Below are 21,305 nucleotides of genomic sequence, written 5' to 3' on the forward strand. Positions count from 1 at the left end.
CTGATGCCCGCGTAGACCTGTCATACCTAAAGGTCGCGTGAGGCGACTTTATTTGCCCAGGAGTAAAGCATGCGTAATCTGATCCTCAGCGCCGCTCTCGTCACTGCCAGCCTCTTCGGCATGACCGCACAAGCTGCCGACGTGCCGCTTGAAGCCGGTAAGACCTACGTTGAATTGGCTAACCCGGTTCCGGTATCGGTACCAGGCAAGATCGAAGTAGTGGAGTTGTTCTGGTATGGCTGCCCGCATTGCTATGCTTTTGAACCGACCATCAACCCATGGGTTGAGAAGCTGCCAAAAGACGTGAACTTCAAGCGTATTCCGGCCATGTTCGGCGGCCCGTGGGATGCTCATGGTCAACTGTTCCTGACCCTCGAGGCCATGGGTGTGGAGCACAAGGTCCACGACGCGGTATTCAAGGCCATCCAGGAAAAAGGCAAGCGCCTGACCGAGGCGAAAGACATGGCTGACTTCGTAGCGACTCAAGGTGTCGACAAGGACAAGTTCCTCGCTACTTTCAACTCTTTCGCGATCAAGGGCCAGGTCCAGCAGGCCAAGGAACTCGCGAAGGCGTACGGTGTGCAAGGCGTACCGACCATGATCGTCAACGGCAAATACCGTTTCGACCTGGGCAGTACCGGTGGTCGTGAAGCCGCCCTCAATGTTGCTGACCAACTGATCGCCAAAGAGCGCGCAGCCAAGTAAGGGGCCCGTCATGCGCCGCTGGGGTACCGAACGCGTCGTTGGCCTGCACGATCCTCGGGTCAACGAGCATCACCTGGAGTCCACGGGCCTGGCGCCGGACAGCCGCTTGCGGCTGCTCAGTTTCAATATCCAGGTGGGCATCAGCACCGAAAAGTACCGGCATTACCTCACCCGTGGCTGGCAGCACTTGCTGCCCCACAACGGGCGGGCCGGTAACCTGCAGAAGATCGGCGACCTGTTGAATGATTTCGACCTGGTGGCCTTGCAGGAAGCCGACGGCGGCAGCATGCGCTCCGGCTATATCAACCAGGTGGAACATCTGGCGCAACTGGGTGCGTTCCCCTATTGGTATCAACAACTCAATCGCAACCTCGGGCGCCTGGCGCAGCACAGCAATGGCGTGCTCAGCCGCTTGAAGCCGTCGGCTATCGAGGATCACCCGTTGCCAGGCCCCAAGGGCCGCGGCGCGATCCTCGTGAGGTTCGGCGAAGGCCCGGAAGCCTTGGTCGTAGTGATGATGCACCTGGCGCTGGGCGCACGTACCCGCACCCTGCAACTGGCCTACATCCGAGAGCTGATTGGCAATTACAAGCACCAGGTGTTGATGGGGGACATGAATACCCACGCCAACGACCTGTTGCAGAATTCTCCGTTGCGCGACCTCGGGTTGCTGGCGCCGCAAGCCGAAGCCACGTTTCCCAGCTGGCGCCCGCAACGCTGTCTTGACCATATCCTGCTCAGTCCGACCCTCACGCTCGAAAGTGTGCAGGTGCTTGCGCAGCCTATCTCCGATCACCTGCCGGTCGCGGTAGAGATTCGTCTGCCGGGTTCGCTCACGGTTGATGCATTGCCCGCGTTGAGCCCAGGCACCAGCGGACCCCTTGCATGAGCGACGAAGCCCAGCGCTGGAAAGAAAAATACCTGTTAAGCATCGAGCAACAAGAAAAGCTCGAGCGCCGTTGGGCCGCCCGCCTCGACTTGCTGCGCCGGGGGCTGGTGCGTAGCACGCTGGCTGCGGAAGGTACCGACCGCGCGGTCGATCAATGCATGAAGGAAATGCGCGACGTCGTGCGTACCGACGACATGGACGCCGCCCTCGCCGCCTTGCTGCCGCGTTTGGAAAAAGCCGTGCTGGATTCGGAACAGCGTCGCGAAACCCGGATCGAGCAAATGAGCACCGCGCTGACTTCGCTGGTCACGCAGTTGCAAAAGCTGCCGTTGCCCCGTGAGGTGTCGCGCCCGCTGAAAACCTTTGCCAAGCAATTGGACGGGCGGGTCAGCCAGGCGCGTGAGATCCCCCTGTTGCTCAGCGAGTTGAGCGGCCTGCAAGGGCAGGCACTGGATAACCTGGAGCCGGAGGGCGAAACCACGCGCTCTGGGCCCGGGCTTCTACAGCGTCTGTTTGGTGCCCGGGACGTTTCAAACGAAGCGGTGGCAAGCGAACCGGCCCCCAGCCCGTCACCGCAAGCCGTGGTGCCCAAGCCCACAGCCGAGCCGCAGGAAGCCGAGCCCTCCGAGGCGCTGACACAAGCCTTGCGCGCCTTTGCGCCACAGCCCCAGCCAGAGCCTCTGCCGGCAATTATCGTGCAGCCAGAGCCCGCCGCAGCGCCAGCCAAGGTTGTCGAGGCAGCCAGCGAGACGTTTGTCTACGAAGCGCCTTCGCAAAGGGTCGCGGCAGCTGAAGCTATCGACACCGCCGTAGCGCCTGTCGAGCCCGAGGTGCCTGAGCCGCAGGCGGAAGAACCGGCCCCCGAAAGCGCCCTCGCGGCCTTTATCGAAGCGCCGCAGGCTCAGGGAGCGGTACCGGACGAAACGGTAATCGGCAGCCTCTCGCTCCCCCCGGTACTGGAAACCGAGGAGCCCGGCGCCGAAGAGCTGCAATCGGACGGCATCTATTCCTTGCCGGACTCGCCGGAGCCGTCCTACAGTTCTGTGGCCAAGCATATCGAAGACACCCTGCTCGGGCTGCTGGAAGAGCTGTCTCTGCCCGAGCGCCATCGGCCCCAGGCCGAAGCGATGCGCGAGCGCCTGGCCCAAGGTTTGAACTGGTACGAACTGCTGCCGATCCTCGATGACCTGGCAGTGCTGATGCTGGCGGTCACCGACAGCGGCCAGCATGAGTTCGAGGCTTACCTGAAGCGGCTCAACGAGCGTCTGGAAGCCTTCCAGGGACATCTGCAGGTGGCCAGCCAGGGGCATGCCGACAGCCGCATTGCCGCCAGGGAGCTGGACACGCAGATTCGTGAGCAGGTCGATGGTCTGCAAAGCAGCGTGCAGGAAGCCGCGGACCTGGACAGCCTCAAGCAGGTACTGGAAAACCATCTCGAAGGTTTGCTCGGCACCCTGGATGAGCACCAGCAACACCGTGACCGGCGCGAGCAGGAAACGCTAGAGCGCTTGAAGGGGCTGGCCGAGCGGGTCGCCAATATGGAGCAGGAGGCCCAGGGCTATCGCGAGCACCTGGAGGTGCAGCGCCAGAAGGCCCTGATCGATCCGCTTACCGGCTTGCCCAATCGCGCGGCCTGGAGCGAGCGCCTGGACCATGAGATCAATGCCTGGCACCAGTGCGGCAATAACCTGTCGCTGGCGATGCTGGATCTGGACCATTTCAAGCGCATCAACGATGACTACGGCCATTTGGCCGGTGACAAGGTGTTGAAGATCATCGCCACCGTGTTGCGCAAGCGCCTGCGCCCCATCGACTTCATTGCGCGCTTTGGTGGTGAAGAGTTTGTGTTGCTGATGCCCGACTCATCCCTGTCGACTGCCCTGGCAGTGGGTGAAGTGCTGCGCGGCGCGGTTGAGGCCTGCCCTTTCCACTTCAAGGGCGAGCCCGTGACAATCACGGTGTCCATGGGCGTGGCGCAACTGCTGGCGGGCGAGCGCAGTGAGCTGGCGCTCAAGCGAGCTGATGAAGCGTTATACCGGGCCAAGGCGGCTGGGCGTAACCAAGTGCAGCCGGCGTAAAAGATGTTCCATTTTGTAATTTGACCGCAGGGCCACAAACGGTACGTTACACTGTTGCATTATCGTCTTCTGCGTACTGTCCTCTGCTATGAAATCCTTGTACTTCGCCTGTGTGTTTCTCCTGCTGGCAGGCTGCGCCAGCGGCCCTCGACTGGATACCAGCCATCCCTCGGTCAACCACGACAACCGCGTGCAGTTCGTGGTTGTCCATTACACCTCGACCAACCTTGAACGGTCCCTGGCCCTGCTTACCCATGGCCAAGTCAGCAGCCATTACCTGATTGGCGACGATGCCGGCGCCACGATCTATAAACTGGTAGATGAAAGCCAGCGCGCCTGGCATGCCGGCGAAAGTGAGTGGATGGGCCGCACCTGGCTCAACTCCAGCTCCATCGGTATCGAGATTGTGAACCCTGGCTACAAGGACACGCCCACAGGCCGACTGTGGTATCCGTATTCCGAGGCGCAGGTGAAGTCGCTGGTGGTGCTGCTCAAGGACATCAGCAAGCGCAATGGCATAGATCCCAGGAACATCATCGGGCACAGCGACATTGCACCGCTGCGCAAGCTGGACCCGGGTCCGTTGTTCCCCTGGAAGCGCCTGGCCGATGAAGGGTTGGGTGTGTGGCCGGACGTCCAGGCTGTCGCACGTTTCCAGGTGCAGTATGCCGCGGAGCTGCCGAGCATCACCTGGTTCCAGGAAGAGTTGGCCCATTTGGGCTACCAGACGCCCCAGACCGGCGAACTGGATGTCGCCACGCGTCATGTGATCGCAGCGTTCCAGATGCATTTCCGACCGTCGCTGTTCGATGGCACGCCAGATGCCGAAAGTGCCGCGATTCTGCGTGCGTTGAGCCGGCGTTAGGCCTTAGAGCGGCAAGGCCATGTAGAACTGGGTGCCCTGCCCTGGCCGCGAATACACCCCCATGCGGCCGCCGTGCAATTGCACGATCTCTTTGCACAGCGCCAGCCCCAGGCCGGCGCCGCCCTTCTTTCGGCCTACCTGGACGAAGGGTTCGAAAATGCGCCCTTGTTGGCCATAGGCGATTCCTTCGCCGTTATCCTCGACGCTGACAATCACCCGCTCGCCGTGGCGGCGGGCCTGCAGGCGAATCTGTCCGCCGTCGGCGGTGTGCCGCAGAGCATTGCCCAGCAGGTTGTCGAGCACTCGCTCCAGTTGCGCCTGGTCGGCATACAGCCGGGGCAGGTCGGGTTGCGCTTCTACCAGCAGTTCGATGTGTTGTGCATTGGCTGGCTCGATGAAACGCGCCCGGGCTTGTTCGAGCAGATGGGGCACGTCACACGGCCCCAGGGTGAGTTTCTGCAGGCCGTTCTGGTAGCGCGAGAAGTTGAGCAAGTCGTTGATCAACTGCATCAGGCGCTGCATTTCTTCATTTACCGTATCCAGCAGGTCCGCTTCGCGGGACTCCGCCGGGAACTTCGCGCGCTCGCGGAATAGCCCGAACGCCATATGCATGCCGGTGACCGGCGTGCGAAGTTCATGGGAGGCGCGTAGAACGAACTCACTGCGTACTCGCTCGAAGGCGCGCTGCTCGGTCACGTCGTGCAGCACCATCACCGCCCCGAGGATGTGGCCCTGGGTATGGCTGACAGGAGTGAGGCTATAGGTCAGCAGGCGCAGTTCGCCCTCGACTTCCACCTCCAGGTCGTCCGGTGCCCGCTCGAGGTTGCCGCCACGCAGCACCAATTGCAGTTGCTCATCCAGTTCCGGGCGCACCATCGCCTCGCCCAGGCCCTGGCCAAGGCGTTCCTCGTCCCAGCCCAGCTGGCGTTGCGCGACGGGGTTGAGGTGCTCCAGGCGGCCTTGGCGATCAATCATCAGCAGGCCATCATCGATGCTGTCGAGCACCGCCTGCAGGCGCTGCTGTCCCGCCAGCAGTTCGTCCACATTGGTCGCCTGATGTTGGCGCAGGGCTTCGGCCATGATGCCGAAGCGGCGTGTCAGTTGATTCATTTCCGCCGCCGACGAGATCGGCAGCGTTACTTCGAAATCGCCCTGCCCGATTTTGTCGGCCGCTTTGGCCAGTGCTTCGATCGGCCCGCCAAAACGCCGGGCAATACCATGGGCCGTGACAAACCCGATGATCAGTACTGCCAGCCCCACCAGGCCCATCAGGCCGGCGATCAGCAAGGCGCGATCACGGGATTTGTGTTCGCTGTTGCTGATATTTTCCAGGGCCTGCTTGTGCTCGTCGATCAGGCCTTTGCGTAGCATATTGAAGGTATGGGTGAGTTTTTGCTTGATCTCCGGCGGTGGCGAGGGTTGCTGAGACTCGTCAAATGCCTCCAGCAATTTTTCGTAGTCGATGCGCGCCTGGCTGAAACCTTTGCCAGTGCCGGTTTGTTGTTCGTGGGCGACGCCTTGGTCCAGCAAGTCGATATAACGCTGCTTTGCGCTTTGCAGCGCCTCGGAGTCGGGACGCTTTTCCAGCATGATCATCAGCTGATCACCCAGGCTCTGGCGCAGCTTGACCCCCAGATCCAGCGTGATGAAATTGCTGCGAATCGAGGACTCCTGGACCTTGGCCATTTGCATGACGCTCACCAATCCCAGGATCAGCCCCAGCAGGGCGACGGTAATCAGCGCTGAGATGCTCAGGAACAATCGAGTGCGCAATTTCATCGCTAACTTCATAGGGTACAGCTCACAGGTTGTACTGTTTACGTTTGCGGTACAGGGTCGACGCGTCGATGCCGAGGGTCCTTGCCGCCTGGTCCAGCGTGTCGCTGGTGGCCAATACGGCGCCGATATGGGCTTTCTCCAACTCGTCCAGGCTCAGTGCTGCACCGATGCGTGGGGCATTGTTGGTGGGTTGTTCGGCCATCCCCAGATGGCTGATTTCAACCTTTTCCTGCGGGCAGATAATGCTGGCTCGTTCCACCACGTTGCGCAGTTCACGGATATTGCCTGGCCAGCGATAGTTGAGCAGTGCTTCGCGCGCCTGATCGCTGAAACCGCGCGCCGGGCGTGCGTATTCCTTGACGAACCGTGCCAGGAAACGGTCTGCCAGGGTCAGAATGTCCTCGCTGCGTTCGCGCAGCGGTGGCAAATGCAAGGTGATGACATTGAGGCGGTACAGCAAGTCTTCTCGGAAGCGTCCGTCGCGCACCATGTCTTCCAGATTCAGGTTGGTGGCGGCGAGGATGCGTACATCGGCGCGACGAGTGACCGGGTCGCCGACGCGTTCGTATTCTTTGTCCTGAATGAATCGCAGCAGTTTAGGTTGTAAAGTGAGCGGAAAATCGCCGATCTCGTCGAGAAACAGCGTGCCGCCGTCTGCCTGGTTGACCCGGCCCAAGGTACTCTCGCTGGCGCCGGTAAAGGCGCCACGGCTGTGGCCGAACAGTTCGCTTTCCATCAGTTCGGCGGTCAGCGACGGGCAGTTGATGGTCACGCAGGATTTCTTCGCACGCTTGCTCCAGCCGTGAATGGCCCTGGCCAGTTCGCCTTTACCTGTACCCGACTCCCCAAGGATCAGGATGTTGGCGTCCGTTCCTGCGACTTGGCGCGCGGTTTCCAGCACCGCCATCATCGACGGGCTGTGGGAGTCGAGACCGTCTTTGGGCTGACGCACCGCGCCTTCCAATGCCTCCAGGCGTGCGGAGAGTTGGCGGACTTCCAACTGTTTGGCCGTGGCCAGACGCAATTGATCAGGGCTGCAGGGCTTGACCAGGTAGTCGGCGGCGCCCGCCTGGATAGCGTCCACGGCGGTATCGACGGCGGAATGAGCGGTGACAATCACCACACGCATCCACGGTGCCTGGATGCGCATCTGCGCCAGCACGTCCAGGCCATTGTCTTCGCCCAGGCGCAGGTCGAGGAAGCACAGGTCAAACACCTGGCGTTGCATCAGGGCATCGGCCTGGGCGGCGCTGTTGGCGGTGGCGACGGTATAGCCTTCATCTTCCAGGCAATAACGGAAGGTGCGGAGGATCGCGGACTCGTCATCTACTAAAAGAATGCGCCCTTGAAGTTCCTTGGCTGATTCCATCTGTTCCGCGCTCCTTAACTATGAATGATGCTGTTTAGTCCCGGAATAATCGGGCAAGTTGCATGGTTTATTCTGATCGATAAAAAGCAGAGTCGTGCAGGTATCTGTGCGTCGTCCTGCAGCGCCTCATCTGCTCGCGTCTTCATGCCTTCTCGCCACTTCGGCAACGCGGGATCTACTTTCGATCCATGGATCCGACCGCTGGCCATCGTGCATTTCGCACGGCACACAAGGGGGCATCGTGCAGGATGCTGCACCGCCTACCAAGACGTAATAAATAACCTATTGATTTTATTGGAATTTATTTTATAAAAAAGCTGGCACGCGCTCTGCAATATCTCTCCCGACAGCGTCATGAACGAATAATCAGAATGCGGGAGAACAGCAGCATGACTCGCCAAAGCCTCAGCCACTTGCATGTATCGCCGTTGCGCTTGCAACAAGGCTTGTTTGCCAGCCTGGCCTTGATGGTCACGTTGATTGCGGGCCAGCAGATGCAACATTGGCAGCAGAGTCAGCAGCAAACCCCGCAGTTCGAGCGTTCAGTGATGACCCAAACCCATTTTCGTTCCGTCGGTAGTGTTTCTGCCGATGTAGCTGCCCCGCAATTGCGAGTGGTTGACCAGGATTCCACTCTGGACCAGCTTCCTACTCAAGAGCGCTGGGTGTTCTAGGCAAGAAAGCGGTCGCTTGTGTTGAGCGTCCGCATGGCACTACCGCTGTTAATTCTATGAACGCGTAAGGAGAATCACCATGTTGAGTTGGGCAATCACATTTCTGATCATCGCCATTGTCGCTGCAGTCCTGGGCTTCGGTGGTATTGCGGGCACCGCTACGGGTATCGCCAAGATCCTGTTCGTAGTCTTCCTGGTGATGTTCGTTGTGTCGTTCTTCTTTGGTCGTCGCGGCCGAGGCTGAATATGACCACTTTGTCTCTCAAAGCCATCGCTGCCGCTCTGCTCATGGGCGGTAGCGGCTTGGTGTTGGCCGCCAACGATGGCCAATCGAGGGCCAACGAATTGCTTGGCGCGGACCCGCAATACCGTGAGACCTGGCAAGGCGTGGTGAAGAAAGAAGAGCGGCTGCCGGAATGGGTGATCAACCTGTCTGGTACCGCCGAGCAGATGAATGCCGTGCAAGAAGACGGTGATCAGTACTTGGTCGGGCCGCTCTGCGAAACGGCCGACACCTGCCTTAATAAGCGCCTGATCGTCGCCTTCAGCTTCGACAAGGAAGATGCCTACGCCATGTTGGTGGAAGTCCCAGCCGGGTTGCCGGCGGACAAGTCTCCTACGCGGCATGCCGATTATCGTTTTATCGGTAAGCCGGATGAAGGCATGCAAAAGTTGCTGATGGAGCAACTGAAGAAAGATCCGAATTGGTACTAGGTTCCGTCTGACACGTCTGTCAACGGGGCCAGCGTCCATGGAGAGAAGCGCCTTGCTTCTTTCTGTTTGCACCCCCGCCAAGGGCGGTGCATGACCAGGGGGCCGGGTTGCTCTGATCAACCAGGATCGGCGTGACCTACGGGTACAGGGAGTGCCTGCGCAAGGGCCGGGTCAGGCGAAAAGCTGCGACGCAGGTTCACAAGCCAAAAGCTGTGTGGACCTGCGGCGGGCTTATCACGCTCATTCCTGTCCTTTATGCCGCCTTTAGCTGAAACTTTTCGTTTTGCCCGCCGACAACCATTACTGGGTGTGTCGTGGCGACCATTTATCGATAAAATTTCGCCAGCGCTATAAGACATTTCTGACACCCGCCCGCGTAATTCCCAGGTATTTCTGCCAATGCCCCAAAGACGTGCATATTCTCGGCGCGAGCCTGAAATGGCCGGTTCACGGCATATTCACCGGTGAGAATGACGGATTTGAACTGACCGCTCGGACAGTTATTTTCAAAAAAAGTCATGCCGATTCGGCATGGGGTAGTCGTTTACGGCATTAGACGTCGCCCCCTCGCGTCGGAATAGTTGCGCCTTTTTTCGCCTGCCAGTAAGCCATTTCGGCCACGCTGCGGTGACCTTCCATGGAGGCAGATGCACACACTTTTTCGCTTTCGAGCGTTCCAGCTGGCGCATTTGCCTTAAGTTCACTTGAAGTAAGGGTAATGACATGAAGAAGGCAAAGCTAAGCCTCGCCTGGCAGATCCTCATCGGTTTGGTGCTGGGGATTGCAATCGGTGCAGTGCTCAACCATTTCAGCGCTGAAAAGGCTTGGTGGATCAGCAATGTGCTGCAGCCTGCGGGTGACATCTTTATCCGCCTGATCAAGATGATCGTGATCCCGATTGTGATTTCCTCGCTGATCGTTGGCATCGCCGGTGTGGGGGACGCGAAAAAGCTCGGTCGCATCGGTGTCAAAACCATCCTTTACTTCGAAGTGGTCACCACCATCGCCATTGTTGTCGGCCTGCTGCTGGCCAACATGTTCCACCCCGGCGCGGGCATCGACATGAGCACCCTGGGTACCGTGGACATCTCCAAGTACCAGGCGACCGCCGCCGAGGTGCAGCATGAGCATGCGTTTATCCAGACCATCCTCAACCTGATCCCGTCGAACATCTTCGCCGCTGTCGCCCGTGGCGAAATGCTGCCGATCATCTTCTTCTCCGTGCTGTTCGGCCTGGGCCTGTCGAGCCTCAAGCCTGAGCTGCGCGAGCCGCTGGTGACGATGTTCCAGGGCGTGTCCGAGAGCATGTTCAAGGTCACCCACATGATCATGAAATACGCCCCCATTGGCGTATTCGCGTTGATCGCGGTGACCGTGGCCAACTTCGGCTTCGCGTCCTTGCTGCCGTTGGCGAAGCTGGTCATCCTGGTTTATGTCGCCATTCTGTTCTTCGCCTTTGTGATTCTCGGCCTGATCGCGCGCCTGTTCGGCTTCTCGGTGATCAGGCTGATGCGCATCTTCAAGGACGAGCTGGTGCTGGCGTACTCCACCGCCAGTTCCGAAACCGTGTTGCCGCGCGTGATCGAGAAGATGGAAGCCTATGGCGCGCCAAAGGCCATCTGCAGCTTCGTGGTACCCACCGGTTACTCATTCAACCTCGACGGTTCGACCCTGTACCAGAGCATCGCGGCGATCTTTATCGCCCAGCTGTATGGCATCGACCTGTCGATTGGTCAGCAACTGATGCTGGTATTGACCCTGATGGTCACCTCCAAAGGCATCGCCGGCGTGCCGGGTGTGTCCTTCGTCGTGTTGCTGGCTACCCTGGGCAGCGTGGGCATCCCATTGGAAGGCCTGGCGTTCATCGCCGGTGTCGACCGCGTGATGGACATGGCGCGTACCGCGCTCAACGTGATCGGTAATGCCCTGGCGGTGTTGGTGATCTCTCGTTGGGAAGGCATGTACGACGACGCCAAGGGCGAGCGCTACTGGAACTCCCTGCCGCACTGGCGCAGCAAGGAAGCCTTGCCGGCTGCCCAAGCCACTCGCGCCTGATAATACGACCGCGCAGAAACAAACCCCGGGTAAATCCGGGGTTTGTCGTTTCTGCCGGCCCCGCTATCATTCGCCCCATCTTTCGGGGGATTCAACTGATGCTCAATGGCCTGTGGCTTGGCTTCTTTGTCGTGGCAATGGTGTCTGCACTGGCGCAATGGCTGGTGGGTGGTAACGCCGGGATTTTTGCGGCGATGGTGGAAAGCATTTTCGCCATGGCCAAGTTGTCGGTGGAAGTGATGGTGCTGCTGTTCGGCACCCTGACCCTTTGGCTGGGTTTTTTGCGCATCGCCGAAAAAGCCGGGATCGTCGACTGGCTGGCCAAGGCCCTCGGCCCGCTGTTTCGTCGGCTGATGCCGGAAGTGCCTGCCGGTCACCCGGCCATCGGTTTGATCACCCTCAACTTCGCCGCCAATGGCCTGGGCCTGGACAACGCCGCCACACCCATCGGCCTGAAAGCCATGAAGGCACTGCAGGAACTCAACCCCCTCCCCAACACCGCGAGTAACGCGCAGATCCTGTTCCTGGTGCTGAACGCGTCCTCGCTGACGCTGTTGCCGGTCACCATCTTCATGTACCGCGCCCAGCAAGGTGCGGCCGACCCCACGCTGGTGTTTCTGCCGATCCTGCTGGCCACGAGCGCCTCGACCGTGGTGGGCTTGCTGTCGGTGGCGGTGATGCAGCGCCTGCGCCTGTGGGACCCGGTGGTGCTGGCGTACCTGATTCCCGGCGCGCTGATACTGGGTGGCTTCATGGCGCTGCTGGCAACCTTGTCCGCCACGGCGTTGGCGGGCCTGTCGTCGATCCTCGGCAACCTCACGTTGTTCGGCCTGATCATGCTGTTCCTGGTGATCGGCGCGTTGCGCAAGGTGAAGGTGTACGAGGCGTTTGTCGAAGGCGCCAAAGAAGGTTTCGACGTCGCCAGGAATCTGCTGCCGTACCTGGTGGCGATGCTCTGTGCGGTGGGCGTGCTGCGCGCATCCGGCGCGTTGGATTTCGGCCTGGAAGGCATCCGACATGTAGTGGCCTGGACCGGCATGGACACGCGCTTTGTCGACGCCTTGCCGACCGCGATGGTCAAGCCGTTCTCCGGCAGTGCGGCGCGGGCGATGCTGATCGAGACCATGCAGACCCAGGGTGTGGACAGCTTCCCCGCGTTGGTGGCGGCGACGATCCAGGGCAGTACCGAAACCACCTTTTATGTATTGGCGGTGTACTTCGGCTCGGTGGGTATCCAGCGGGCGCGGCATGCGGTGGGCTGTGCGTTGCTGGCGGAGTTTGCCGGTGTCGTGGCGGCGATTGCGGTGTGCTACTGGTTTTTTGGCTGAGGCTTAGGCCGCTTTCGCGAGCAAGCCCGCTCCCACAGTGACCGCGTTTCGTCTGGATGAACGCGGTCAATTGTGGGAGCGGGCTTGCTCGCGAAGAGGCCCTCAGCGTTTCGCTGCGCTATTGCCCTGCGCCACCACCCAATCCACCACCTGCCCGTTCAACTGATCGCCCGCCTGCCCAAACCCGGCCACCACCGCCGGCACCTTGGTATCCGCCACCGGTTGCCTCACCTCAAACCGTCGGCTGGCAACAATTCGCTGATCATTTGCGCGCACCAATCGCGCGTCCAGGCGAATCACCACCTCCACCACACTGCCGTGGTATTCGCTCTGAAACGCCTGCAACTGCCCGCCCAATTCATAGTCAGCCTGCAGGTTGGTGTCGTCGGTGCTCAGCAGCGTCACTCGCCCATCGCGCTGGAACCCGTCCAGCAGGCGGTTGCGCAGCAGCACCGGCGCCGGATCGCTCCAGCGCGCATTCGCATAGCTGCTGATCAGGTCACCCTTGGGCACCACGGCGATGCGCTGGCTGTCGAGGAACTCGCTGGATTGCGGCTTGGCCAGGCGCAGTGACCAACTGACCGGCGCACCTTGGCTGGTCGTCTGGGCTGTTGCCAGGCGGTACACGTCGGACGGGTCGGCCTTGGGCAGGATCGAGCAGGCGCTGAGCAGTATCAGGGCCATGGGGGCGATCAGTGGGTAAATACGCTTCATGGCGTGAATTCCTTATTCTTGTCGCTGCCCAGCAGGTAACCGCTGGGGTTGGCTTCCAGGCGGCGGGAGATAGCGCGCAGCGAGCCGAGGGTTTCGCGCAGCTCGCGCACGGCTGGCGCCAGTTCGTTGAGACCCTGCATGCCGCTGTTCACCGAGTCCTTGTTATCGGTCAACAAGGTGTTGATGGTCGCGGTGCTTCGCTCAAGGGATTTCATTGCCTGTTCGGCGCTGCCAAAGGCTTGCTTGCCTTGATCGTTGAGCAGGCCGTTGGCATTGCGCATCAGCAGCGTGGTTTGCTCCAGGGCGGTTGTGGCCTGTTTGCTCACCTGCATCAGTTGCTGCATCATCACCTTGATATCACCGCGCTGGTCGGCAATGGCGCCGGTGGTTTGCTCCAGGTGGTCCAAGGTGTTGCTCAGGCGCTCGACGTTCTGCGCGGAGAACATCTCGTTGGCGTTGTGCAGCAGCAGATTAATGCTGGTCATCAGATCGTTGCTGTTATTGAGCAGGCGCGCGATGGGCGACGGTGAGGCGATGATCTGCGGCAGGTTGCCGTCCTTGCCCTTGAGTACGGGGCTTTGCGGGGTGCCTCCGCTGAGTTGGATGATCGAGGTGCCGGTGATGCCGGTCAGCGTCAGCTTGGCCTGGGTGTCTTCCTTGATCGGCGTCTGCCCGACCAGGCGGATGCGCGCCAGTACGCGGCGCGGGTCCTTGGGGTCCAGGCGCAGGCTGATCACGTCGCCCACCTTGATCCCGCTGTATTGCACCGAGCTGCCCTGGGACAGGCCGCTGACGGCCTCGTTGAAAATCACTTCGTAATCCTGGAAGGCACTGTCGACGCTGGATTTGGCCAGCCACAGGCCAAACAGCATCGCGCCGACCACCACGATCACGCTGAACAGACCGATCATCACATGATGGGCTCGGGTTTCCATGTCATACCTCGTTGAGCGGTTGAGCGGCATCCAATGCCGCGCGGCCCCGGGGGCCGTGGAAGTATTCGTGAATCCAGGCGTCGTTGGTTTCCGAGACGACATCGATGGCATCGGCTACCAGCACTTTTTTCTGCGCCAGCACCGCCACGCGGTCGGTGATGGTGTACAGCGTGTCCAGGTCGTGGGTGACCAGGAACACGCTCAAGCCCAGTGCGTCACGCAAGGTCAGGATCAGTTGATCGAATTGTGCCGCGCCAATCGGATCGAGACCGGCGGTGGGCTCATCCAGAAACAGGATGTCCGGGTCCAATGCCAGGGCGCGGGCCAAGGCTGCGCGCTTGATCATGCCGCCGGACAGTGAGGCCGGGTATTTGTCGGCCGCCGACAGCGGCAACCCGGCCAGGGCCAGTTTGACTGCGGCCAGGTGTTCGGCGTCGGCACGGCTGAGGCCTGCGTGTTCGATCAGCGGCAGCGCGACGTTCTCGGTCACGGTCAGTGAGGAAAACAGCGCGCCCTTCTGGAACAGCACACCAAATCGGCGCTCTACCAGCGAGCGTTCATGTTCCGGCAGGCTCGGCAGGTTCTTACCGAACACCCGCACTTCGCCTGCGCTGGGGCGCCGCAGGCCAACAATGCTGCGCAACAGCACGGACTTGCCGCTGCCCGAGCCGCCGACCACCGCGAGGATTTCACCCTTGAACAAATCCAGGTTCAGGTCCTCATGCACGCTTTGGCTGCCAAAGCGGTTGCACAGCCCTCGCACTTCAATCACCGCCTCGGTGGGCGCACGGTGTGGACGACTCACCAGCCCATCTCCATGAAGAACAGTGCGGCCACTGCATCCAGCAGGATCACTACGAAGATCGATTGCACCACGCTGGAAGTGGTGTGCGCGCCGACCGATTCGGCGCTGCCGCTGACCTTGAAGCCTTCCAGGCAACCGATGGCGGCGATCAGGAAAGCAAAGATCGGTGCCTTCGCAATGCCCACCAGGAAATGCTGCACGCCAATGTCCGATTGCAGCAGCGACAGGAACATCGCCGGCGAAATATCCAGCGCCACGGCGCACACCACCCCGCCCCCGACGATCCCCGCCAGCATCGCCAGAAACGTCAGTATCGGCAGCGCCACCAGCAACGCCAGCACACGCGGCAGGACCAGCAGCTCCATCGGGTCCAGGCCCAGGGTGCGGATGGCGTCGATCTCTTCGTTGGCCTTCATCGAGCCGATTTGCGCGGTAAAGGCGCTGGCGGTGCGGCCGGCGATCAGGATCGCGGTGAGCAACACGCCGAACTCGCGCAGGAAGGAGAACGCCACCAGGTCCACGGTAAAAATCGTCGCGCCGAAGCTCTTGAGTACGGTAGCGCCGAGGAAGGCCACCACGGCGCCCACCAGAAAGGTCAGCAAGGCGACGATAGGCGCGGCATCTAGGCCGGTTTGCTCGATATGCGCGACCATCGGCGTCAGGCGCCAGCGCTTGGGGCGGAACAGGCCACGGGCGAGGGTTTCGAGGATCAGGCCGATAAAGCCCAGCAGTTGTTTGGTGTCCTGCCAGATCGCATCCACCGCGGCCCCAATGCGCGCCAGCACCTGAATGCCAACGGCCTCTTCCGGCAGTTTTTCCGGTACGCAGAAATCATTCAGGGAGCGGTAGACGGTCTTGAGCAGTGCGCGGTCGGCGGCCGACAGGCTGCAGTCGGTCTGCTCGGCAGATTGCTCGATACGGGTTGGCCCCAGCAACTCCACCAGCAACGAGGCGCCAGCGGTATCCAGGGCACCGAGACCATTGAGGTCGATGCGGGCGCCGGCGTCGTATTGGCCGTCAAGTGTGTCCGACAGTTTTTTCAGGTTAGCGTAGTGGGCAAGCGTCCAGTCTCCGGTAATCCTGAGTAATGGAGGAGCGGTGGACGTATCCAAATGGGCGGCGCCGGCTGTGCTGCGACTGGTCATAAGCTCCGAGCTTGTAGGGCTATCCACAAGCCTTACGTAATAGCACGATCCAAGCTACTTTGGCGTGTACGTTTGTGCTGTGTCGGTGACTTTGAAGCGCAACACACCGATCACTTGCCCGTCTTCGGTCAGGACCTGTACTTGCCAGCGCCCCACTGCGTCAGCCGGGAAGTTCTGCTTATGGGTCCAGGCGCGGTAGCCTTCCTTGCGCCCGCCATGGATGTCCAGGGCGATGCGGTCGACCTCTTTGCCGTTGAATTTCCATACGTGGTAGATGCGTTCATCCAGCCCGCGCGGGGCATTGATCGCGGTATAGGCGTAGAGCCCGGTGCTGCGCAGTTGGCCAGCGTTGACTTCCTCGAGGTCGTCGCCGGGGGTGCGGTCTTGCAACTGGGTGCTGATCGCCACTTCGGTCATCCACAGGGTGGCCGGTGGTACCCAACTGCGCAGGAACCAGCCGGCGCAGCCAATCGCGGCAGTGACCCCCAGCAGCATCGCCCAGCCTTTGGCGCTGCGCAGCGGCAGGCTGACCGCCAGGCTTGGGATCGACAACGCCATGGCCACCCCAAGGGCGAGTTTGTAACTCTCGGCGGTGGTCAGGTGCAGGATGATCGGCAGCGCGGTGAGCAACGCCGCGAACAGGGTCAGGGTGTGCAGCGCCAGGAACAACGAGCGCTTGGGCGCGAGCCATTTGTAGTACAGCGGGTCGATGATCGATACCAGTGCGGCGGCGCCGAGCAGGCCGGTGAAAATCGATTGGCCGCTGTTCCAGGCGGTGGTGATGAAAAAGAACGGCAGCACAAAGAACAAACTTTCCTGGTGGATCATCTGGGTGGCATAGCGCAGCAGCGGTTCGGGAATTTCCCGCTTGAACACCTTGGTAAACAGCTGCGTGAAGCTGTTCTCCAGCATCAGCCACAGCCAGCTCACCAGCATGATCACCGCAATCCAACTGGCCATGCCCTGCTGGCGATCCACCAGGATGAAGCTGGACACACCCGAGATGAAACCACCGAGTGCAATCACCCCTGGGTAGCGCTTCATCAGTTCGAGGATGCGCTGGATGTAATGGGTCAGGTTCGGCATTCGGCGGTTCGCAGTCTTGGTAAGAAAAATCCCAGACAGAATAACGTCTTAGCCCTGGGTACGGTGCCTCATTACGCGATCCGTTTGCGATAAACCCGCATGCCGGTCACCACCAACACGATCAACCCCAGCACACCGGCACCGATCCAGTTGAGCATGTCATAGCTCAACAGCGGTTTTTCGATGCGCCAGTAGCCTGGCTGCTTGAGTACTTGGCGCATTGCCTGGTTGGCCTGGCTCAAGTTGACCGCCTTGATGCGCTTGACGGGGTCGCTGAAGCGCCCGTTGTCGTAGTCGCCCGAGGCCGCCCAGTAGTAGTCGGCCAGCGCGCTGTTACCTTGCACGGCCCATGCCTGGCGGGCGATGGCAGCGTGTTGCAGGCGGGCGAAGGTGGCGGGATCGAGGCCGTCCTTGAGCAGTTGCGCCTTGAGGTCTTGCAGCACCCGTTCGGCTTCGGGGAGGTTGTCGCGTTCAAGGTCGGCGTTCAAACTCATGAAACCGACGCCGCCGAGCACTTCGCGCTCGCTCCATGGGCCGTAGGACAACCCGTGCTCGAGGCGTAGCTGGCGGTACAGTGCCCAATCCAGATAGTCCTTGAGCAGGTCGTAGGTTTCATCGTGCTGCTCGTCCAGCATCGGTTCGGGGAACAGCCAGTGCAGTTTGGCGCTGTTTCCCACCCAGCCATGGATCAGCTCGCGGTGGCTGGCGGCGGTGTGTTGGATTTGCGGCAGCGGCAAGTGCTCGGTGGGGTCGACCGGGTCAAGCTGGCCGTAGGTGCGCTCCAGATAGGCGGGCAGCAGCTTGTCGAGGTCACCGACGATGATCAGTGTCATGTTGTTGGGGGCGTACCAGTTTTTGCGCAGCGTTTCCAGTTGGTCGCGGGTCAAGTGATTGACGTCGGCGCGCTCTGCGCATTTGAGGCCCAGCTCGACGGCCAGTTGATTGCTGGCGGTGTGGCCCAGGTCCTGGCGATCCAGCAGCCGCTGCAGATGTGAATAGTGACCACCGTCTTCACGCTCGACCACGTGTTTGGCCGCGTTGATAGTCGCGTCGGTCAGCTCGGTACGCGTGAGGATCGCCAGTAACAGGTCCAGCACCTTGCGCTGGTTCTGCGCGGGGGCCTCGATCACAAAGGTGGTATCGGCATTGCTGGTATAGGCGTTCCACTCGCCGCCCAGGGCTTGCATGCGCTCTTCGAGGTCGCCTTCGCCACCGCCGTCGATACCGCTGAACAGCAAGTGTTCAAGCAGGTGCGGCAATTCCTTGTCCTCGCACCTGACGTCATCCAGGCCAACGCCCACCACCAGACGGATGGCCACGTGCCCGCGCTCGGTGCCTGGTTTGAGCAGCACTTGCAGGCCGTTGGGCAAGGTGTAGCCCTCGACTTGCAGGCGGTCAAAGGCAAAGGTGTGGGCAGAACCCATGAGCAGGCAGGCGAATAACAGGCGACGCATAACTGGCTTCCTGGCGAGTGAGGTCAGCTTTAACTGACTTCACGGGCCATCGTACGTTCAGGGCGAATGCGTGATGTCGGTAATATCTTCGGCGGAGAGCGCGCCGGTGTCGGACGTTTCCAACACTACATAAGCACTGCTGCAAAACAACGAATTCAGGCGTTTCATGTCGGCAATCAGCTCCAGGTGCAGGGAGCTGGTCTCCAGGCTTTGCACGATCTTGCGTTGCAGGCGGCTGACGTGAGCGTGTGCCAGGCGCCGTTCCTGGGCGCGAAAGCGGCGCTTCTCGCGTAGCAGTTGGCGGGCGCTTTCCGGGTCGGCACTGAGAAATACCGACAGGCCAAGCCGCAGGTTGGCGATCAGTTGGCCGTGCAGCCCGGTGAGTTCTTCCAGGCCTACTTCCGAGAACTGCCGGCGTTGGGAGGTTTTTTGCTGCTGGACTTTGCGCAGCATGCGTTCGATCAGGTCGCCGGCGAGCTTGAGATTGATCGACAGCTCGATGATCTCGGCCCAACGGCGGCTGTCGTGTTCACTGAGGTCTTCGCGGGGCATTTGCGCCAGGTAGAGTTTGATCGCGCTGTAGAGCGCCTCGACGTCATCACTGAGGCTGCGCATCTCCTGGGTGACTGCTGTTTGTTTGCCGCGCAGCACTTCTTGCATTGCGGCGAGCATGTTGTCGATCAGGTCGCCCAGGCGCAGGGTTTCGCGGGCGGCGTTGGCCAGCGCCAGGCTCGGCGTGGTGAGCGCCGTGAGGTCCAAGTGGCGTGGTTTGGCCTTGCCATTGGCCTCTTCGCGTTCGGGCAGCAGCCACCCGCACAGGCGGGCCATCGGTCCGATGCTGGGCAGCAGGATCAGGCAGCGGCTGACGTTGTAGAGCAGGTGGAAGGTGATGACCATGCCTTGGGTGCTGTAGTCCAGGCCGTCCATCCAGCGTACCAGCGGATCGAGTACCGGGATGATCAGCAGCAGGCCGATCAACTTGTACAACAGGCTGCCCAAGGCCACCTGGCGTCCGGCGGCGTTCTGCATGCTGGTACTGAGAAAGGCCAGCACGCCGCTGCCGATGTTGGCGCCGATGACCAGGCCGATGGCGACGTGCAAGCCGATCACCCCGGCGCCGGCCAGGGTGGCGGTGAGCAGCACGGCGGCGAGGCTGGAGTAGGAAATCATCGCGAACAAGGCGCCGACCAGGGCGTCGAGCAGGATGTCGCCCGTCAGCGAAGCGAAGATCACCTTCACGCCCTGGGCTTGGGTGATCGGCCCTGCCGCTTCGACGATCAGTTGCAGTGCCAGGATGATCAACCCGAGGCCGATCCCCACTCGCCCCAGTTGCCCTGCCCGCGTCTGTTTGCGCGAGAGAAAGAAGATCACGCCAAGGAAAATCAGCAGCGGCGACAGCCAGGACAGGTCAAAGGTAAGCACTCGCGCCATCAGCGCGGTCCCGACATCCGCGCCGAGCATGGTCGCCAGCGCGGGCATCAGCCCCATCAGGCCCTGGCCGACAAAGGAGGTCACGAGCATGGCCGTGGCATTGCTGCTCTGCACCATGGCCGTCACCAGGATACCGGCGACAAATGCCAGCCAGCGCTTGGACATGTTCTGCCCGATGACTTGGCGCAAATTGGAACCGTAGACCCGCAGGATGCCGGTACGGACGATATGCGTGCCCCAGATAAGCAGGGTCACGGCGGAAAGCAGATTGAGCAAGGTCAGCATGCTCGGCCCCCCGTTTGGGTGTGCTCCAGAGGGAGCAAATGAGAATTGCCGCGTGCCGTTCTACGTCTTGTACTTAAGCTGTAGTTGGCGAATGGGCTCGGCGCCAGCATCGCATAGCTAAAGTGGGGTTTGAAACAAAACTGTCATGAAGTGAGTTTCTTGCAGATGAAAAAATGGGGCGCGAACGCCCCATTTCAGCAGCGGATCAAGATTATTGACCCGGAATGTCCTTGCGCAGTTTCACAGGATCCTGCTGTTTCTTCTTTTTCGCGATGGCGGTGCGCATCTTGATGTTGACCGCTTCCACCGCCAGCGAGAATGCCATGGCGAAGTAGACGTAGCCTTTTGGCACGTGCACATCGAAGGATTCAGCGATCAGCACGGTACCGACTACCAGCAGGAACGACAGCGCCAGCATTTTCAGCGACGGGTGCTTGTCGATGAATTCGCTGATGGTGCCGGCGGCCAGCATCATCACCAGTACGGCCACGACAATCGCGGCGACCATGACCGGCACATGAGAGACCATGCCGACGGCGGTGATCACCGAGTCCAGGGAGAACACGATGTCGATGATCGCGATCTGAATGATGGTGTAGATGAACTTGCCACCGGCGCCCTTGGGCTCGTCGTGGGTTTCGTCTTCACCTTCCAGGGCGTGGTACATCTCCTGGGAGCTTTTCCACAGCAGGAACAGGCCACCGAAGAACAGGATCAGGTCGCGACCGGAAATGCCCTGGCCAAACACCACGAACAGGTCGTCGGTCAGTCTCATGACCCAGGTGATCGACAGCAGCAGCAGGATGCGCGTGACCATGGCCAGCGCCAGGCCGAAGATCCGGGTACGCGCCTGCATATGCTTGGGCATGCGGCTGACCAGGATCGAAATCATGATGATGTTATCGATGCCCAGAACGATCTCGAGAGCCGTCAAGGTGAAGAAGGCAATCCAGATTTCCGGATTGGTCAGCCATTCCATGTGTATTCCTTTGTG

At 60.7% G+C, this 21,305-nt stretch carries 19 protein-coding genes; 9 read left to right on the forward strand and 10 right to left on the reverse strand.

All coding sequences use genetic code 11. The features are described 5' to 3' along the window. Positions 1-69 precede the first annotated feature (69 nt). From dsbA to AB4O05_RS05345, 4 genes are all read left to right on the forward strand, one after another. Positions 70-705, forward strand: a complete 636-nt coding sequence (dsbA, locus tag AB4O05_RS05330) for a thiol:disulfide interchange protein DsbA (RefSeq protein WP_460132461.1) — start codon at positions 70-72, stop codon at positions 703-705. 10 nt (positions 706-715) lie between these two features. Then, positions 716-1,594, forward strand: a complete 879-nt coding sequence (locus AB4O05_RS05335; RefSeq protein WP_460132459.1) for an endonuclease/exonuclease/phosphatase family protein — start codon at positions 716-718, stop codon at positions 1,592-1,594. After that, complete coding sequence (locus AB4O05_RS05340; protein ID WP_460132457.1) at positions 1,591-3,672, forward strand: GGDEF domain-containing protein; 2,082 nt, start codon at positions 1,591-1,593, stop codon at positions 3,670-3,672. The genes AB4O05_RS05335 and AB4O05_RS05340 overlap by 4 nt, the downstream gene beginning before the upstream one ends. A gap of 88 nt (positions 3,673-3,760) precedes the next feature. Beyond that, positions 3,761-4,537 (forward strand): N-acetylmuramoyl-L-alanine amidase, encoded by a 777-nt coding sequence (locus AB4O05_RS05345; RefSeq protein ID WP_460132456.1) that lies wholly within the window; start codon positions 3,761-3,763, stop codon positions 4,535-4,537. 3 nt (positions 4,538-4,540) lie between these two features. Here AB4O05_RS05345 and AB4O05_RS05350 read toward each other — a convergent pair whose 3' ends face one another. Beyond that, the gene (locus tag AB4O05_RS05350; protein ID WP_460132454.1) at positions 4,541-6,328 is read right to left on the reverse strand and encodes an ATP-binding protein; all 1,788 of its coding nucleotides are present in this window, start codon (positions 6,326-6,328) and stop codon (positions 4,541-4,543) included. A gap of 10 nt (positions 6,329-6,338) precedes the next feature. Next, the gene (algB, locus tag AB4O05_RS05355) at positions 6,339-7,685 is read right to left on the reverse strand and encodes a sigma-54-dependent response regulator transcription factor AlgB (protein WP_460132452.1); all 1,347 of its coding nucleotides are present in this window, start codon (positions 7,683-7,685) and stop codon (positions 6,339-6,341) included. A 389-nt stretch (positions 7,686-8,074) separates the two neighbouring features. Between algB and AB4O05_RS05360 the strand changes: the two genes are divergently transcribed. From AB4O05_RS05360 to AB4O05_RS05380, 5 genes are all read left to right on the forward strand, one after another. Then, positions 8,075-8,359 carry a hypothetical protein gene (locus AB4O05_RS05360; RefSeq protein WP_460132451.1) on the forward strand — a complete coding sequence of 95 codons (285 nt, stop codon included), beginning with the start codon at positions 8,075-8,077 and terminating at the stop codon, positions 8,357-8,359. Between the two features lie 79 nt (positions 8,360-8,438). Next, the gene (locus tag AB4O05_RS05365) at positions 8,439-8,603 is read left to right on the forward strand and encodes a DUF1328 domain-containing protein (protein WP_002555679.1); all 165 of its coding nucleotides are present in this window, start codon (positions 8,439-8,441) and stop codon (positions 8,601-8,603) included. A 2-nt stretch (positions 8,604-8,605) separates the two neighbouring features. Further along, complete coding sequence (locus tag AB4O05_RS05370) at positions 8,606-9,073, forward strand: inhibitor of vertebrate lysozyme family protein (protein WP_460132449.1); 468 nt, start codon at positions 8,606-8,608, stop codon at positions 9,071-9,073. A 723-nt stretch (positions 9,074-9,796) separates the two neighbouring features. After that, positions 9,797-11,128 carry a glutamate/aspartate:proton symporter GltP gene (gene gltP, locus AB4O05_RS05375; RefSeq protein WP_460132448.1) on the forward strand — a complete coding sequence of 444 codons (1,332 nt, stop codon included), beginning with the start codon at positions 9,797-9,799 and terminating at the stop codon, positions 11,126-11,128. Between the two features lie 98 nt (positions 11,129-11,226). After that, a complete protein-coding gene (locus AB4O05_RS05380; protein WP_460132447.1) occupies positions 11,227-12,456 on the forward strand; it encodes a nucleoside recognition domain-containing protein in 1,230 nt (409 codons plus the stop codon). A gap of 102 nt (positions 12,457-12,558) precedes the next feature. On the opposite strand, the gene AB4O05_RS05385 is transcribed toward AB4O05_RS05380, so the two are convergent. From AB4O05_RS05385 to AB4O05_RS05420, 8 genes are all read right to left on the reverse strand, one after another. Next, positions 12,559-13,170: an ABC-type transport auxiliary lipoprotein family protein gene (locus AB4O05_RS05385; RefSeq protein WP_460132446.1), complete on the reverse strand. Its 612-nt coding sequence runs from the start codon at positions 13,168-13,170 to the stop codon at positions 12,559-12,561. After that, positions 13,167-14,105, reverse strand: coding sequence for an MlaD family protein (locus tag AB4O05_RS05390; RefSeq protein WP_460132445.1), 939 nt, complete (start codon positions 14,103-14,105; stop codon positions 13,167-13,169). The genes AB4O05_RS05385 and AB4O05_RS05390 overlap by 4 nt, the downstream gene beginning before the upstream one ends. A 1-nt stretch (position 14,106) precedes the next feature. Next, positions 14,107-14,910: an ABC transporter ATP-binding protein gene (locus tag AB4O05_RS05395; protein WP_460132443.1), complete on the reverse strand. Its 804-nt coding sequence runs from the start codon at positions 14,908-14,910 to the stop codon at positions 14,107-14,109. Next, complete coding sequence (locus tag AB4O05_RS05400; protein ID WP_460132441.1) at positions 14,907-16,055, reverse strand: MlaE family ABC transporter permease; 1,149 nt, start codon at positions 16,053-16,055, stop codon at positions 14,907-14,909. Before AB4O05_RS05400 ends, AB4O05_RS05395 begins: the two co-directional genes overlap by 4 nt. Before the next feature lie 54 nt (positions 16,056-16,109). Then, on the reverse strand, positions 16,110-17,141 hold the full coding sequence (locus tag AB4O05_RS05405) for a DUF5924 family protein (RefSeq protein WP_460132440.1): 1,032 nt from the start codon (positions 17,139-17,141) through the stop codon (positions 16,110-16,112). Between the two features lie 71 nt (positions 17,142-17,212). Continuing rightward, positions 17,213-18,595, reverse strand: a complete 1,383-nt coding sequence (locus tag AB4O05_RS05410) for a M16 family metallopeptidase (RefSeq protein WP_460132438.1) — start codon at positions 18,593-18,595, stop codon at positions 17,213-17,215. A 57-nt stretch (positions 18,596-18,652) separates the two neighbouring features. Further along, a complete protein-coding gene (locus AB4O05_RS05415; RefSeq protein ID WP_460132437.1) occupies positions 18,653-20,311 on the reverse strand; it encodes a Na/Pi cotransporter family protein in 1,659 nt (552 codons plus the stop codon). Positions 20,312-20,522: 211 nt separating this feature from the next. Beyond that, the gene (locus AB4O05_RS05420; RefSeq protein ID WP_460132436.1) at positions 20,523-21,290 is read right to left on the reverse strand and encodes a TerC family protein; all 768 of its coding nucleotides are present in this window, start codon (positions 21,288-21,290) and stop codon (positions 20,523-20,525) included. Between the last annotated feature and the right edge of the window lie 15 nt (positions 21,291-21,305).

This window comes from Pseudomonas sp. S1_G07, from assembly GCF_054668565.1.